The organism is Sinorhizobium sp. M4_45, from assembly GCF_002885915.1.
In the GTDB taxonomy this organism is placed as follows: Bacteria; Pseudomonadota; Alphaproteobacteria; order Rhizobiales; family Rhizobiaceae; genus Sinorhizobium; species Sinorhizobium meliloti_A.
In genome coordinates, this window is record NZ_NWVE01000003.1 from 154,593 (window position 1) to 168,178 (window position 13,586).

Below are 13,586 nucleotides of genomic sequence, written 5' to 3' on the forward strand. Positions count from 1 at the left end.
TCGCGACGACGTGAGCGGACGTGAAATTGTTGGTTCGCGGAAAAGGCGCTATGTCTGCGGCTGTCCCGCCGACGGAGATCAACGCATGCGCATCGCTCCCCCGGCCGTTCTGGCCGCAATCTGCTTTCTTACGACGGGAACCGGCGCCGTCGCCTGCGGAGGCTCGGTCCCATGCCCCGTCGAAGGCGGTTCTTACCGGATCGAAATGCCCGAGGGCGGCAAGCCCAAGGGCGCTTATGTCTTCTTCCACGGCTATCGCAGCTCCGCGGAACTGCAGATGCGGCATCGGGCGCTGGTCGACACCGCGCGCCGGCACGGCCTGGCCTTCGTCGCGGTGGACGGGGTGCAGGGAACCTGGTCGCATCCGAATGCGCCGGGGCACTATCGCAATGAAGCAGCCTTCGTGCGCCGGGTTCTCGACGACCTCGACAAGCGTTTCGATTTCGACCGTTCCAACACGCTGGTCGGTGGCTTCTCGCAAGGCGCCTCCATGGCCTGGTACAGCCTCTGCCGTTCCGGCGACCGGCTCGCAGGTGCCGTCACCTTTTCCGGCGTCTTCTGGAACCCGCTTCCGAAACCTGAGGACTGCGTACCGGACCTGCCGCCGATCATCCACTTCCATGGACGGCAGGATGGAACCTTCCCTCTCGCCGGAAAAGCGATCGGGAGGAGGTTCCATCAGGGAGATACGTTCAAAACCGTCGCTTTCGCGCGTGAGGCCGCCCGGTGCGAGGGAGATGTCGAGGCTATCGAAGTCGCCGACCTTTCCTGCACCGTGACCGTCGGCTGCGTTCGCGGAGAGGTGACGCTCTGCCTCTACGACGGGGGACATCAGGTGAGGCCGGAATATCTCGACAGGGGCCTGACACGACTCGGATTCTGAACCTTGGGCGCTGGTGGTCATTTCCCGCTCTCGCGCCAGTCGACCACAAAGGCGACGACGACGCCGAAGAGGAGGTGGCCGGCGAGCGACACCCAGGTCAGCGGTATGAAGCCGAGGAAGGCGGGAAGTCCGGCGATGAGGTGCGCCATCACGTAGAGCGCGAATATCCAGAGGCCGGTCCCGAAGCCGAGCGCGGTCAGGATCAGGGGCAGTCCGGGCAGAATGAGCCGCTGAAGCGGACGCGCGATGAAGAGATAGCCGATCGGATAGAAGACGACGCCGACGACCGCATGGATGGCTTCCGCCAGGAAACGGTTCTGGAAGCCGAAGACGCTCTGGACGAGAGCCGCCGGCTCGAGCGGGCCGCCGACCAGCATCGGCGTGATGACGCGCGCCCAGAACTCCCAGGCGAGATCGGCGGCAAGGCCGGCGAGAACGATGGTGGGGAGCAATCTTGCGGAAACTGTCGGGAAAAGCGCCCCCCGCCGGGCAGTCATCGTGTGCATGTCGGTATCTCCGATACTGGTGGGGTGAACAGGCGTCCTGTGTCACGGCTCTCGTTTCACAGGGAGGCATGGGTCTCGATGGAGCCCAGCAGCCGGTCCTCGACTTTGAGGTGGCGGCGCACGCTGCAGATGCGCGAGAATGCGGCTCTGTCGCCATTGGCACCGGCGGCCTTGGCAAGGGCGAGAACGAAGAAGTCGCGTTGCGCATTGCTGCCGCCGATCTTGGGCAGGTCGGCGAGGATCGCGTCGAGCGAGCGGCGATCCCTGCCCGTCGACAACCCCGCGATGATGCGGGCAAGGGGCAGCCCGACATCGGCCGCGACGCGCGCCTGCTCGCCGGTGCCTCTGGCCTTCAAGGCGAGTTCCTCGACCATCTCTCGCACGCTGTCGGTTTCGCCGAGGGCGACCAGGGCCGCGAGCGTGTGCAGGGCGGCAAAGACGAGAGTCGTGTCGCGGCGCCGGCTCAGCGCCGTCTCCGCCAGGTCCGACCAGCGCGATCCGACATCGACACCCGTCTGGCCGAGGCGCCAAAGAAGCGAAACGGCATTGGCCATGTCGCGGAAATCGTCGGTCTGCCGCGGGCGAACCTCGTCGTCGTAGATTCTCAGGACCTGATCATGATCGCCTTGCTCCAGATGCAGAAGCGCCAGATGCCAGGCCATGTGGAAGGAGAAATTGTTGCACCGGGTCCAGGACGCCCGGCCGTGTTCCAGCCAGTTTATCCCCTTCGCCGCCTCTCCGCGCATCTCGTAGACGTGCGACACGGCGTGGCGACCCCAGGCATCATCGGGCTCCAGTCCGACCGCTTGCCGGCCGACCTCCTCGGCCGCATCGTAGAAGCCGAGCTCTTCGAGCGCGAAAGCGTGGCAGCCGAGCATGAATCCGGCAGCCGGCGTGTCCGTGCTCCACTGCTCCATGACACGGGAACTGGCCGACAGCATGCCGGCAGCATCCCCCAGCATGAACCGCAGCGCATGGGAGATCTTGAACGGCAGAAACGTTGTCGCCCGTTCGGAAAACCCGTCATCGAGCAGTCTCGCCGCCTCGGAGAAGGAGCCGCCGACCGCTCTGTCCAGAGACTCGACGAGAATTCGCTCGTCACGCGTGCCGCCGTCACGGCTGGTCATCGCGCGCCTTGCGGCGATCAGCGCCTGACCCGCCGGCGCGACGAGTTCCGATCGGGCAAGGATCAGGCTTGCAAATCCCTTGAGCGCAAGCGCCGCCACATGCCCGGGATCTGCCTGCAGTGCCGCGTCGAGGGCGGCACCCGTCGTCGGACGGTGGGCAGCCAGGCCGTAGACGGCTTGCTCGAACGCGGTCTGCGCCTCTTCGCTCGTCGTGCTGGTGGAAAGATTGAAGGCATCCAGTCTCATCGCTTCGGCTCCTGTGCAGGACCTTCGCGATCAGGTGCAGTCAGGCCGAGCTTCGCATAGAGATCGCCTGGAACGTCGTCGTCCAGGCTGGCTGCGGCAAGCCTCGTGACGATCTTCATGCCCCGCACATAAGTGCGGCAATTTCGGCACTGCAGGAGATGCAGGGCGACCAGCAGATTGGTCCGCTTCGAGCCGTCCCGGCTGACGAAGTCGCTGGCAAGATCCGGTATTTCCCTGCATTTCAGCATATTGCTCGTCTCACGATGAAGAACCTGATCGGGTCCTTCCCGTGAGACCGGCGAACTGGCCGGACGTTACAGGACAGGGGGTCACGCTTTCGTGAGCGCTGTCCGGTCGCCGGTCAACTGCGTCTCGATCTCGTCGCGGATGCGCGTACGTGCCCGATGCAAAAGGGTCCGCTGGTTCTCGGGAGTAAGGTCCAGGAGGCGGCAGGTTTCCGCAGCGTCTGCCCCTTCGACGTCGCGCATCACCAGGACCGCCTTCTGGGCTGGCGGCAAGCGATCGATCATCTGCCGCACATGCTCCCAGAGATGGCGCCCGGCGACGATCCGCTCCGGCGTGAGACCATCGAAGGAGACCGGCGCCTCGCTCCAATGGCCGCTTTCGTCGAATCGGCTGCGCAGCGTCTGCTCCGGATCCCGCCCCGAGTCTTCCCCCTTTCCCAATGCGGCATAGCGGCTCTCGCGCTTCGCGTGGTTCTTCGCCTTGTTCAGGAGGATGGAAATGATCCAGGTGGAAAGGGCCGATCTGCCTTCGAAGGACCCCAGGTTGGCGATGACGGCGAGCCAGGTTTCCTGGGCGACTTCCTCCGCGACGGCCCGGTTCCTGACAATGCTGTCCGCCAGCCTGACCAAAGCACCGTGGTGCCGTGCAATCAGCTCACTCATCGCCTTCTGGTCTCCCCTGCGGAGGAGGCTCAGAAAATGCTCGTCTATGCTGAACTTGACGGCGAACGCCGCCGCCGATAACCAGAATGTAAGCCCCATCACAACCGCCCGTTGCCCCGTGCCTCCTTGAATGACACGCTACACAAGCCGGTCGTCAAATGAAACCTGCGTGACCGGGCGCCTTCAGCCGGTCATCGCCCTGAAGTGGCCGAGCATCCGCGCCGCGTCGGGTTCGAGCCCGGTGAACAGCCGAAACGCGCCGACCGCCTGGAACACCGCCATGCCACCGCCGTCGAGCGTTTTGCAGCCACGCCGCCGGGCCTCCCCGAGAAGCGCCGTTTCCAGCGGAAAATAGACGATCTCGGCGACCCAATGGCTTCGCGAAAGAAGCTCCGCGTCGAGCGGCAATCCGGGATATTTCGCCATGCCGGTCGGCGTCGCGTGGATGAGGCCGGCGGCATTTCCCATTTCCGAGGGGAGGTCGGTGCCGGCCGCCACCTCGGCTTTCGGAAAGAGAGGGGAGAGCATGCGGGCGAGCGCCTGCGCGCGGCCGGCCTCGCGGTCGAACACGACCAGCCGCTGCAAGCCGAGCGAGAGCGCGGCATAGGCCGTGGCGACGCCTGCTCCGCCGGCGCCGAGCTGCACAGCGCAGGAGAGGTCGGCATCCGGCAGGCCGCGCCGGAAGCCTTCGGCAAAACCCCACCAGTCCGTATTGTGGCCGTAGCGCCGTCCGCTTCTGAGGACCACCGTGTTGACGGCGCCGAGTTGCCGTGCCTCGGGGGCGAGCTCGTCGAGATAAGGAATGACCGCCTGCTTGCAGGGATGGGTGATATTGAGCCCGGCAACCCCCCGCCGCTCGGCGTCGGCGAGCAGGCGCGGCAGGTCCTTCTCGCTCGCCCCCAGCACGTTGAGATCGATCAGCTCATAATCGTAGCGAATGCCCTGCGCCGCACCTTCCGCCATGTGCATCGCCGGCGTCAGCGATGCCTGGATGCCCGCGCCGATCAGGCCCGCCTTCAAGGATCTCACAAGCGTTTCGGTCATGCGTCGGGTTCCGGTTGTTTCGGTTTTCGGCCGCGGCCACGGCGCGCCGGCCCGTCCGGTTGCGGGCGAACCGGCATGACGATCACTGGCCGCGGGCGGTGCCGATTTCCTTGAAGAGCGCCTCGACCGTCTCCTGGCCGATATCGGCACTGAACTTCTCGATCATCGGCTTGACGGCATCGCGCAGCTTCTGCGTTTCCTCGGGGCTCAGTTCGCTGACCTCCATCCCCGTCTTGCGGATCTCTTCGAGTGCTGCGGCATCCTGCTCGCGCGAGACCTTGCGCTGGAAGTCGCGCGCTTCGACGGCTGCCTGTTGCAGCACGGCCTTCTCCTCGTCATTGAGGCCGTCCCAGAACTTCTTGCTGACGAGCACGATCTGCGGATTGTACTGATGACGGGTGAGCGTCATGTACTTCTGCACCTCGTAGAATTTTGCGTTGATGATGTTGGCGGACGGATTCTCCTGGCCGTCGACCGTTCCCGTCTCGAGCGCGGTATAGAGCTCGGTATAGGGGAGCGGCACCGCATTGGCGCCGAGCGCGTTGAAAAGCTCGACCGGGATCGGCGACTGAATGGTGCGGATCTTCAGGCCCTTGATGTCTTCGAGCTTGGTCACCGGATGCCGGTTGTTGGTCAGGTTGCGGAAACCGAGCTCCCAATAGGCGAGGCCTACGAGCCCGGTGTCGGGCAGGCGTTCCATCAGGCCGGTGCCGAAGGGACCGTCCATCACCTTGTCCGCCTCCTCGCCGCTGTCGAACAGGAAGGGGAGGTCGACCGCGCCGAACTCCTTGACGTTGCTCGCCAGAATGCCGGCGTTCAGCACCGTCATCTCGATGACGCCGCCCTGCAGCGCCGAAACGGTCTGGACGTCGCCGCCGAGCGTCCCACCGGGGAAGAGCTTCACCTCGATTTTGCCGCCGCTCTTCTCCTTCACGAGCTCGGCGAATTTCTCCATGCCGGTCACCTGCGGATGACCCTTGTTGTTCGCCGAGGCGAATTTGACCGTCTGATCGCGGATTTCCGCGAATGCCGGGCCCGCCGTCATGAGTGCCAGTGGCACGGCCAGGCCCAATGCCATTTTGGTCAGTCTGTCGAACATGTTTTCCTCCCAGGTTGGGCCGGTATCGTGCCGGCCTTGTTGACAGTCGAAAATCGCGCGTCAGCGTCCGAACCAGGAGACCGGAACGGTCACCAGTTCAGGGAACAGGACGAGCAGGAAAAGAACGATCAGTTCCGCGAAGAGGAAGGGCATCACGCCCTTCATCAGATTCTCCATCGAAAGCTTCGACACGCCGCAGATGACGTTCAGGACGGTGCCGACCGGAGGGGTGATCAGGCCGATCGAGTTGTTGATGATGAAGAGCACGCCGAAATAGACCGGATCGATGCCCGCCTGCTTGATGACCGGCATCAGCACCGGCGTCATGATCAGGATCGTCGGCGTCATGTCCATCGCGGTGCCGACGATCACGATCAAGACCATGATCGCGATAAGCAGAGCCGTCTGGTTGCCCATCAGGGGTTCGAGGAGTGCGGCGAGCGCGCCGGGAACGTCGGCAACGGTGATCAGCCAGGCCGAAACCGCCGCGCAGGCGACGAGGAACATCACCACGGCGCTGATCTTGGCGGCCGAGACGAAGACGTGGAAGAGTTGCGCCGGCGCCAGTTCGCGATAGACGACCATCGAAACGAAGAGCGAATAGACGGCGGCGATGACACCCGCCTCCGTCGGGGTGAAGACGCCGAACTTCAGACCGACGATGATGATGACGGGCAGGAAAAGCGCCCAGAGGCTGTCGACGAAGGCCCTGAGCCGCAGCCTGCCGCTCTGCCGCGGCGGCAGTTCGAATTGCTCCTTGCGGGCGACGATCAGCCAGGTGATCGAAAGCGCCGCGGCGATCATCAGTCCCGGGAATATGCCGGCGAGGAAGAGTTTGGTGATGGAGACGCCGCCGACCACGCCGAAGAGGATGAAGCCGATCGAGGGCGGTATGATCGGGCCGATGATCGAGGCGGAGGCGATGAGCCCGCCGGCGCGCGCCGGGTCGTGGCCGCTTTTCAGCATCATCGGCAGAAGCAGCGCGCCGAGTGCGGCCGCATCGGCGACCGCCGAACCGGAAAGACTGGAGAGAATGCAGGCCGCGAAGATCGCGACGAAGCCGAGCCCGCCGCGGATATGGCCGACCATGGCCATGGCCAGTGCGACGATGCGACGGGAGAGGCCGCCCGTATTCATGACCTCGCCGGCAAGCAGGAAGAAGGGAACGGCCATCAGCGGGAAGCTGTCGGCACCGTTCAGCACGTTCTGCGCCACGATCTGGGCGTCGAAGAGGCCGAGATAGAGCATCAGCGCCACGCCGCTCAGGATGAGGGCGAAGGCGATCGGCACGCCGAGCGCCATGGGTCCGAGAAGGGCGCCGAGGAAGATGGATACGGTCATCGCCGCCTCCTCAATGCTTCGCCGAAAGCGGACCGATTGCGGGGGAAGAAATGTCGTCGAGTGCTGCTTTGTCCTCGCTGTCGCGTACGAGATCGGTCGTGGTCACGTCGATGCGGCCGGTCGCGATCGCGAAGGCATCGGCGAGCAGGATCAGGAAGGCCGGAATGCCGAAGGCGAGGCCCGCTCCGTAGAAGAAGGCCATGGAGATGCCGGTCGCCGGCGCGCCGACATGGAGGTTGATCAGCGTCTGGGTCCAGCTGCCGCTGATCACCAGCCAGATTGCGAAGAGCATCAGCGCGTGGCCGCAGAGCACGGCCGCCTTCGCGGCGCGCGGCGGCAGGCGCTTGATGAGCGAGTCGACGCCGAGATGGCCGTGCTCGCGCATGGCGACCACGGCGCCGAGAAAGGTGAGCCAGACGAAAAACATCCGCGACAGCTCCTCCGACACCGTTATTCCCTGGTTGAAGGCATAGCGCAGCACGACATTGCCGAAGACGAGGACGACCATGCCGGCAAGCAGCAGCGCGATCGTCACCTTCAACGCGAAGAAATAGAAATCGATGATGCGGCTCATCCGCTCCTCCCAAGCGACAGGCGAGCGACAGCGCAAGGCGCAGACCTGTCGCAGGCTTCTCCTCCCAACCAGGCGGTCGCCCGGAGCCTTCCACCACGCTCCTTCGTGGCGTTCGGCATGTCTCGTTGCAAAATGTACTAACTAGTTCGGAAAATCAATCCCGCGAGGTTGAAAGGGCTCGGCAAGGTGATATGTCTTGATCCATCGTTCGGGAGGTCCGTGGTTCGACCGCCGCCTCGCTTCGGCAATTGGATCGGTAAACGGCTTGAGGGAGAGCGGGGGGCAGCGCGGTGAAAATGGCGGAGCGGCAGGCAAACGGCAGGAAGAACGATCCGCAGCGGACGCAGGACGACATCCTCGAAGTCGCGACGGAGGAATTCTCCACCCATGGCCTCGCAGGCGCGCGCGTCGATCAGATCGCCGAGCGCACCCGCACTTCGAAGCGGATGATCTATTATTACTTCGGCAGCAAGGAAGCGCTCTATCTCGCCGTCCTCGAGCGGTCCTATCGCAAGATCCGCACGCTGGAGGCCGACCTGGAGCTTGCGAACCTGCCCCCGGAAGAGGCGCTTCGCACGCTGATCGCGACCACCTTCGACCATGACGAGGCCAATCCGGACTTCGTCCGTCTGGTCAGCATCGAAAACATCCATCGCGCCGCCCACATGCTGCGCTCCGATGCGATCCGCGACCTCAACGTCTCGGTGATCCAGATGATCGACGCAATCATCGAGCGCGGCCTCGGCGACGGGACCTTCCGCCGCAAGGCCGACCCGATCGACGTGCACATGCTGATCAGCGCCTTCTGCTTCTTCCGCGTGTCGAACCGCTACACCTTCGGCACGATCTTCCGCCGCGACTTGTCGGAGCCCGAGACGATCGCGCGGCATCGCACGATGATCGCCGATGCCGTGGTGAGCTATCTGAAGGGCGACGAGCCCGGCGCGGCGCGTCGCTAGATCCTCTCCGATTTCATTTCTGCGACCAGCAGGGGAACGAGGGCGAAAAGCATTCGCTTGTAACGTTCTCGGGATTGACAGGCACGGCTTTGGTAATGTTATTACGTCGCTATCGAGTAATGTAATAACATAGCGACTCCGGGAATATCCGCTGTGCGATAGGCCCGGCCGTGCCGACGGACTGCGCGGACGAAGACTGTTTCAAACAAAGAAAGGACCCCCCATGATATTGTCTCTCACCCGGGCCCGCCTGATGGCAGCAGTGGCGACCGCTTTCGTCCTGGCCGCACCCGGCGCACGCGCGGATGATCATGAGACGAAGGAGGCCTGGCGCCTGTTCGTCGCCGATCACACGCAGCCGGTGGTACGCGCCATCGACTTTTCGAACGGCAAGGAACTGGGCCGCTACGACACCAAGGGATATGCAGCCCTGACGGTCAGCGCATCCGGTCAGACGGTCTTCGCCGCGCAGTCGGAAAAGGACATCGTACACGTCATCAAGACCGGCATCGGGTTCTCGGATCATGGGGAGCATCGCGACCTGGAAGTCTCCGATGTGGCGCTTCTTCCGGTGGCGCTCGAGGGCAAGCGCCCCGCCCATGTGGTGCCGCATGACGATCACGCGATCATTTTCTACGATCGCGGCGGCAAGGCCGACATCGTCGATGAAGCCGCACTTCTCGAAGGCAAGGCGCAGGTCAGGACCATCGATACGACCAGGCCGCACCATGGTGTCGCCGTGAGCATGGGGCGCCACGTCCTCGTCTCGGTGCCGGACACGGAAATCGAGCCGAAGCCGGACGAACTGCCGCCGCGCGGCGGCGTGCGTGTGATCGACGAGAAGGGCGGGCAGATCGGCGAGATCAGCAAATGCACCGACCTGCATGGCGAGGCCACATCAGCCCGTCTCGTTGCCTTCGGCTGCAAGGAAGGGGTGCTCGTCGCCCGCCCCGGCGGTATCGACGGGCCGAAGCTCACAATGCTTCCCTACCCCTCGGATTTCCCGAAGGGTCACACCGGCACCCTGCTCGGAGGCAAGGCGATGCAGTTCTTCCTCGGCAATTACGGCGACGATAAAATCGTGCTCATCGATCCCGACAGCAGCGAACCGTATCGGCTGATCACGCTGCCGACCCGGCGTGTCGACTTCCTCCTGGATCCTGCAATGCCGGCCAATGCCTACATCCTGACGGAAGACGGCGACCTTCATGTGCTGGACGTGATCAAGGGGGAAATCCTCCGCAAGGGCAGGGTCACCGAGCCATACAGCAAGGACGGCCATTGGCGTGATCCGCGCCCGCGCCTGGCGGCAGCCGACGGCCAGATCGTGATCACCGACCCGCGACACGCGCTCCTCCGGGTGATCGATGCAGAGACTCTCAAGGAGACCCGCACGATCCCCATCGAAGGTCAGCCCTTTGCGATCGTCGCCGTCGGCGGTTCCGGCGCCTCGCACTGATTTCGAGCGCTTTCACGTCGGGCTCAGTGCAGGTGCCTCAGCTTGTCGGGGTTCCTTACGACATAGATCGCAGCGACTTTGCCGCCCTCGATATCGAGGGCGGTGGTCTGGATTTCGCCGTCGGCTTCCATCGTGATGAAGCCGGGCAGCCCGTTGACGAAACCGATGCGCAGCAGTTTCGAGCCGTTCGCCCGAAAAAGCGCAGCCAGCTTCTCATGGACCTTCATAACGGCATCAAAGCCGACGATCGGCATGATCGCTGCCGAGCGCTTGCCGCCGCCGTCCGCATGGATGCTGACATCGGCCGCGAGCATTGCGCCGAACGCGTTCATGTCCCCGCTGCGCGAGGCCTTGAAGAAGGCCTCCGCAAGCTGGAGGCCGCGCTCCTTCTCGACGTGAAAGCGAGGCCTTGCCTCCCGGACATGCGAGCGCGCGCGGGCGGCAAGCTGCCGGCAGGCGGCGGCGTCGCGCTGGATGGTCGCCGCGACCTCCTCGAAACCGAGCCCGAACACGTCGTGCAACAGGAACGCTGCCCGCTCGAGAGGGGACAACCGCTCCAGCGCCAGCATCAGCGGCAAGGTGACGTCTTCCTCTTCCTCCTCCTCCACGACGGGATCGGGAAGCCAAGGCCCCACATAGGTCTCGCGCTGGCGCCGAGCCGATTTCAGCTGATCGAGGCAGAGCCGGGTGACGGTGCGGCGCAGGAAGGCCTCCGGTTCGCGCACCGCGGCGCGGTCGGCCCCCATCCAGCGGATGAAGGCCTCCTGCACCATATCCTCGGCGTCGGCAACCGAGCCGAGCATGCGATAGGCGACGCGCATCAGCTTCGGACGCAGCGGGTCGAAACTCGCTGCCGCATCCGCTTGCGTAGCCTGTGTCATCAGGCGACCGCCTTCTCGGCGATTGTCTTCGCGGCTGCCGGTTCGACCCACAGGCCGAAGCCCACGGCGAGGCGGTTCCACCCGTTGATGACATTGATCATGAGCGTGAGCTTCACCTGCTCCTCCTGCGTGAACTCGGCCTTCAGCGCCTCATAGGCGGCGGCGTGAGTATGGCCCTCCGACAGCCGCGTCAAAGCTTCCGTCCAGGCGAGCGCAGCGCGCTCGCGGTCGGTATAGCACGGCGCCTCTCGCCATGCCGAGAGCAGGTAGATCCGCTGCTCGCTCTCGCCCTTGGCACGCGCCTCCGTCGTATGCATGTTGATGCAGTTTGCGCAACCGTTGATCTGCGAAGCGCGGATCTTGACGAGTTCGATAAGGCTCGACTCGAGGCTCGAAGCGATCGTGGTCGAGATGCTGAACCAGCTCTTCATCAGCGAAGGGGCGGCGGCAAAGGGATCAAGTCTGGCAGTCATGGTCGGTCTCCTTTTGTTGGTTCCGACACCATGACGAGACAGCATCCGCCGGTGTGACATCGATGCGAAATTTTTTGTGCGTGGACCGAACTTTTACTGTTCCAGCGAACCGCCGGAGTTCCTCGTATCGTCCGCCCCGGGAGCCATCACGCCAACCCCGAAGGGTTCGAAGTGCTTAAGATTCCTAGTGACCACGACCAGGTCATGGACTTTCGCTGTGCCGGCGATCAGCGCATCGGCCATGCCGGGACTGTGACCGGCCGCGACCGCGATTGCTTCCAGTTGGCCCGATATTGTGGAAACGGTCGTGTCGATCGACAGGATCCTGTCGTCGTAGGTCGACACAAGGCCGGAAAGCCAGAGCCGAAGACTTGCTCCTCTCGCCGTGGCTCCCTTCCGCTCGAGCAGGGCGACGCCCTTTTCGATTTCGTGAACTGTCACCACGGACAGGAATATCGTGCCTTCCGCATCGGCCGCCTCCAGCCAGCGGATAAAACCCTCCGGCACTGCCGGCTTGGATGGCGAGAACATCGAAATGACGTTCGTGTCGAGGAGATAACCGCTCACAGATCGACATCCCGGGATGGTGAACTGTTGCGTTCGAACTCACCGCCGGGAAACTTCTGGAGATGCGAGGCCAGGCTGGGCCGGATCCTGTTTAGGGCCTTGCGTGCAATCTCCGCTGCCGCAAGCGGAACCAGCGCTGCGACGGGCTTTCCGTGGCGGGTGATCGTTACGAACTCGCCGGCGATCGCCTCGTCTACATAGGCCGACAGGCCGGCCTTGGCATCTTTGAGGCTCACGGTCGACATGATTCCATCCCAGGCATATAGTCACATGTGACCATATATGCGCCTGCGGGCGGAGGAATTCAAGGCTCGATCTCGGGCTCGGCCCCGCGGCGGGAAGACGACGACGACGGCAACCGCGATCCTGATGGCCGAGAGGACAACACAGGTGCGATCGCGGCCGCCGAGCCGTGTGCGATAGGCGACGCGCGGAAGAACCGTCGCCGGTGCTTCGCTGGATGTCTCCCGCGGGCGGAAAGCGGGCAACAAGGCTGCGTTGCAAAGCCGCTCACTCCGTCCTTATACTCCTCCCGCTATGGAGAAGACCTTCGTCGCGGCGCAAGAGGAACGGCCTGGGGAAGCTTGGCTTTCGCGGTTTGCCGCCGGTCGAGCCGAGGCGGAGAGCTGGTATTTCGGGCGGGCCCGACGAGCATCGGGTCCAAGCGCCAAAGAATGTCGCGAGGCCTTACGGCAGTACATGCCGGAACTCGTTCCTCACTATGAGCACGCCTGCGCTCTCGTTGGAGATGATGAGGTTGCTCATCGGATGCTCAGTCACTTTCGACCCGCGCCGGATGCTTACGGCTGCAGTCAATCTGTCTGGCTCGGGGAAGGGGGCCCGGCACTGATCCGCAATTTCGACTATCCGCCGAGTGTCGCCTCCGATCGTTTCGAAATGACCCGGTGGTCCGGGTTGAAGGTGATCGCGAAGGCGCAACGCCCTTGGGGAGGCTGCGTGGATGGGATGAATGAGAAAGGACTGGCCGCAAGCGTTACTCTTGGGGGCGGACGTTCTCAGGGCAGGGGGTTCTCGATCATCCTCGTGATCCGCTACGTGCTGGAGACCTGTCAGCAGGTCGAGCAGGCTGTCAAAGCTCTATGCCGAATACCTGTGGCGCTCGCGCAGAACGTCACCGTACTGGATAGGGCCGGCAATTATGCCACTCTGTTCCTCGGACCGGGCCAGCGCCCGATCATTACGCGCCTGAAGGCATGCGCAAATCATCAGCGGGCGGCACGACCGTCATCATTCTCGGTGGCTCGACAGCAATTTATTCTGCAAGCACTAGAGGATCCTTCCATGTCGCTGGAGAAGCTGACGGATGGCTTCCTTCGGCCGCCGCTTTATTCCGTGAGCGGCTCCCATCCCACCCTCTACACAGCCGTCTATCGACCTGCAAAAGGCAGAGTAGATTATATCTGGCCGGGGAAACGCTGGTCTCAGCGTTTCGAGGATTTCCGGACAGGCGAATACACGCACACCTTCACCGATCGATTTCCCGGTCAGTGAGCGGGCG

The 13,586-nt window shown here is 63.7% G+C and carries 16 protein-coding genes; 4 read left to right on the forward strand and 12 right to left on the reverse strand.

What is annotated here, in order from left to right:
* Positions 1-85: 85 nt before the first annotated feature.
* On the forward strand, positions 86-883 hold the full coding sequence (locus tag CN933_RS11005) for a CE1 family esterase (protein ID WP_102761506.1): 798 nt from the start codon (positions 86-88) through the stop codon (positions 881-883).
* 17 nt (positions 884-900) lie between these two features.
* On the opposite strand, the gene CN933_RS11010 is transcribed toward CN933_RS11005, so the two are convergent.
* The 8 genes from CN933_RS11010 to CN933_RS11045 form a co-directional block, all read right to left on the reverse strand.
* Complete coding sequence (locus CN933_RS11010; protein ID WP_180980711.1) at positions 901-1,380, reverse strand: hypothetical protein; 480 nt, start codon at positions 1,378-1,380, stop codon at positions 901-903.
* Between the two features lie 65 nt (positions 1,381-1,445).
* Complete coding sequence (locus tag CN933_RS11015; protein WP_102761507.1) at positions 1,446-2,762, reverse strand: tetratricopeptide repeat protein; 1,317 nt, start codon at positions 2,760-2,762, stop codon at positions 1,446-1,448.
* The gene (locus CN933_RS11020; protein WP_018096024.1) at positions 2,759-3,010 is read right to left on the reverse strand and encodes a hypothetical protein; all 252 of its coding nucleotides are present in this window, start codon (positions 3,008-3,010) and stop codon (positions 2,759-2,761) included. The genes CN933_RS11015 and CN933_RS11020 overlap by 4 nt, the downstream gene beginning before the upstream one ends.
* A gap of 81 nt (positions 3,011-3,091) precedes the next feature.
* Positions 3,092-3,769 (reverse strand): RNA polymerase sigma factor, encoded by a 678-nt coding sequence (locus tag CN933_RS11025; protein ID WP_102761508.1) that lies wholly within the window; start codon positions 3,767-3,769, stop codon positions 3,092-3,094.
* Positions 3,770-3,853: 84 nt separating this feature from the next.
* Positions 3,854-4,714 (reverse strand): shikimate dehydrogenase, encoded by an 861-nt coding sequence (locus CN933_RS11030; RefSeq protein ID WP_102761509.1) that lies wholly within the window; start codon positions 4,712-4,714, stop codon positions 3,854-3,856.
* 82 nt (positions 4,715-4,796) lie between these two features.
* A complete protein-coding gene (locus CN933_RS11035; protein WP_102761510.1) occupies positions 4,797-5,813 on the reverse strand; it encodes a TRAP transporter substrate-binding protein in 1,017 nt (338 codons plus the stop codon).
* Between the two features lie 60 nt (positions 5,814-5,873).
* Entirely contained in the window at positions 5,874-7,154 is a 1,281-nt protein-coding gene (locus CN933_RS11040; RefSeq protein ID WP_102761511.1) for a TRAP transporter large permease subunit, read from the reverse strand.
* Positions 7,155-7,164: 10 nt separating this feature from the next.
* The gene (locus CN933_RS11045; protein WP_102761512.1) at positions 7,165-7,728 is read right to left on the reverse strand and encodes a TRAP transporter small permease; all 564 of its coding nucleotides are present in this window, start codon (positions 7,726-7,728) and stop codon (positions 7,165-7,167) included.
* Between the two features lie 296 nt (positions 7,729-8,024).
* On the opposite strand from CN933_RS11045, the gene CN933_RS11050 reads away from it, so the two are divergent.
* Positions 8,025-8,687 (forward strand): TetR/AcrR family transcriptional regulator, encoded by a 663-nt coding sequence (locus CN933_RS11050; protein WP_102761513.1) that lies wholly within the window; start codon positions 8,025-8,027, stop codon positions 8,685-8,687.
* A 223-nt stretch (positions 8,688-8,910) separates the two neighbouring features.
* On the forward strand, positions 8,911-10,146 hold the full coding sequence (gene aztD / locus CN933_RS11055) for a zinc metallochaperone AztD (RefSeq protein WP_102761514.1): 1,236 nt from the start codon (positions 8,911-8,913) through the stop codon (positions 10,144-10,146).
* Between the two features lie 23 nt (positions 10,147-10,169).
* Here the strand turns inward: aztD and CN933_RS11060 are convergent, their stop codons facing one another.
* The 4 genes from CN933_RS11060 to CN933_RS11080 form a co-directional block, all read right to left on the reverse strand.
* On the reverse strand, positions 10,170-11,027 hold the full coding sequence (locus CN933_RS11060; RefSeq protein WP_018096032.1) for a sigma-70 family RNA polymerase sigma factor: 858 nt from the start codon (positions 11,025-11,027) through the stop codon (positions 10,170-10,172).
* Positions 11,027-11,500, reverse strand: coding sequence for a carboxymuconolactone decarboxylase family protein (locus CN933_RS11065; protein ID WP_102761515.1), 474 nt, complete (start codon positions 11,498-11,500; stop codon positions 11,027-11,029). Before CN933_RS11065 ends, CN933_RS11060 begins: the two co-directional genes overlap by 1 nt.
* A gap of 93 nt (positions 11,501-11,593) precedes the next feature.
* Complete coding sequence (locus CN933_RS11075; RefSeq protein ID WP_102761516.1) at positions 11,594-12,067, reverse strand: type II toxin-antitoxin system VapC family toxin; 474 nt, start codon at positions 12,065-12,067, stop codon at positions 11,594-11,596.
* Positions 12,064-12,312: a type II toxin-antitoxin system Phd/YefM family antitoxin gene (locus CN933_RS11080; protein WP_102761517.1), complete on the reverse strand. Its 249-nt coding sequence runs from the start codon at positions 12,310-12,312 to the stop codon at positions 12,064-12,066. The genes CN933_RS11075 and CN933_RS11080 overlap by 4 nt, the downstream gene beginning before the upstream one ends.
* Before the next feature lie 292 nt (positions 12,313-12,604).
* On the opposite strand from CN933_RS11080, the gene CN933_RS11090 reads away from it, so the two are divergent.
* Positions 12,605-13,579 carry a C45 family peptidase gene (locus CN933_RS11090; RefSeq protein WP_102761519.1) on the forward strand — a complete coding sequence of 325 codons (975 nt, stop codon included), beginning with the start codon at positions 12,605-12,607 and terminating at the stop codon, positions 13,577-13,579.
* Positions 13,580-13,586 lie beyond the last annotated feature (7 nt).

What these genes read in the sequence shown, in the direction of transcription:
- CN933_RS11015 (WP_102761507.1), bottom strand. Translation starts at nt 2,762, where the DNA reads ATGAGACTGGATGCCTTCAATCTTTCCACCAGCACGACGAGCGAAGAG.
- CN933_RS11020 (WP_018096024.1), bottom strand. Translation starts at nt 3,010, where the DNA reads ATGCTGAAATGCAGGGAAATACCGGATCTTGCCAGCGACTTCGTCAGC.
- CN933_RS11080 (WP_102761517.1), bottom strand. Translation starts at nt 12,312, where the DNA reads ATGTCGACCGTGAGCCTCAAAGATGCCAAGGCCGGCCTGTCGGCCTAT.
- aztD (WP_102761514.1), top strand. Translation starts at nt 8,911, where the DNA reads ATGATATTGTCTCTCACCCGGGCCCGCCTGATGGCAGCAGTGGCGACC.
- CN933_RS11010 (WP_180980711.1), bottom strand. Translation starts at nt 1,380, where the DNA reads ATGACTGCCCGGCGGGGGGCGCTTTTCCCGACAGTTTCCGCAAGATTG.
- CN933_RS11030 (WP_102761509.1), bottom strand. Translation starts at nt 4,714, where the DNA reads ATGACCGAAACGCTTGTGAGATCCTTGAAGGCGGGCCTGATCGGCGCG.
- CN933_RS11045 (WP_102761512.1), bottom strand. Translation starts at nt 7,728, where the DNA reads ATGAGCCGCATCATCGATTTCTATTTCTTCGCGTTGAAGGTGACGATC.
- CN933_RS11040 (WP_102761511.1), bottom strand. Translation starts at nt 7,154, where the DNA reads ATGACCGTATCCATCTTCCTCGGCGCCCTTCTCGGACCCATGGCGCTC.
- CN933_RS11035 (WP_102761510.1), bottom strand. Translation starts at nt 5,813, where the DNA reads ATGTTCGACAGACTGACCAAAATGGCATTGGGCCTGGCCGTGCCACTG.
- CN933_RS11050 (WP_102761513.1), top strand. Translation starts at nt 8,025, where the DNA reads ATGGCGGAGCGGCAGGCAAACGGCAGGAAGAACGATCCGCAGCGGACG.
- CN933_RS11065 (WP_102761515.1), bottom strand. Translation starts at nt 11,500, where the DNA reads ATGACTGCCAGACTTGATCCCTTTGCCGCCGCCCCTTCGCTGATGAAG.
- CN933_RS11060 (WP_018096032.1), bottom strand. Translation starts at nt 11,027, where the DNA reads ATGACACAGGCTACGCAAGCGGATGCGGCAGCGAGTTTCGACCCGCTG.
- CN933_RS11090 (WP_102761519.1), top strand. Translation starts at nt 12,605, where the DNA reads ATGGAGAAGACCTTCGTCGCGGCGCAAGAGGAACGGCCTGGGGAAGCT.
- CN933_RS11025 (WP_102761508.1), bottom strand. Translation starts at nt 3,769, where the DNA reads ATGGGGCTTACATTCTGGTTATCGGCGGCGGCGTTCGCCGTCAAGTTC.
- CN933_RS11005 (WP_102761506.1), top strand. Translation starts at nt 86, where the DNA reads ATGCGCATCGCTCCCCCGGCCGTTCTGGCCGCAATCTGCTTTCTTACG.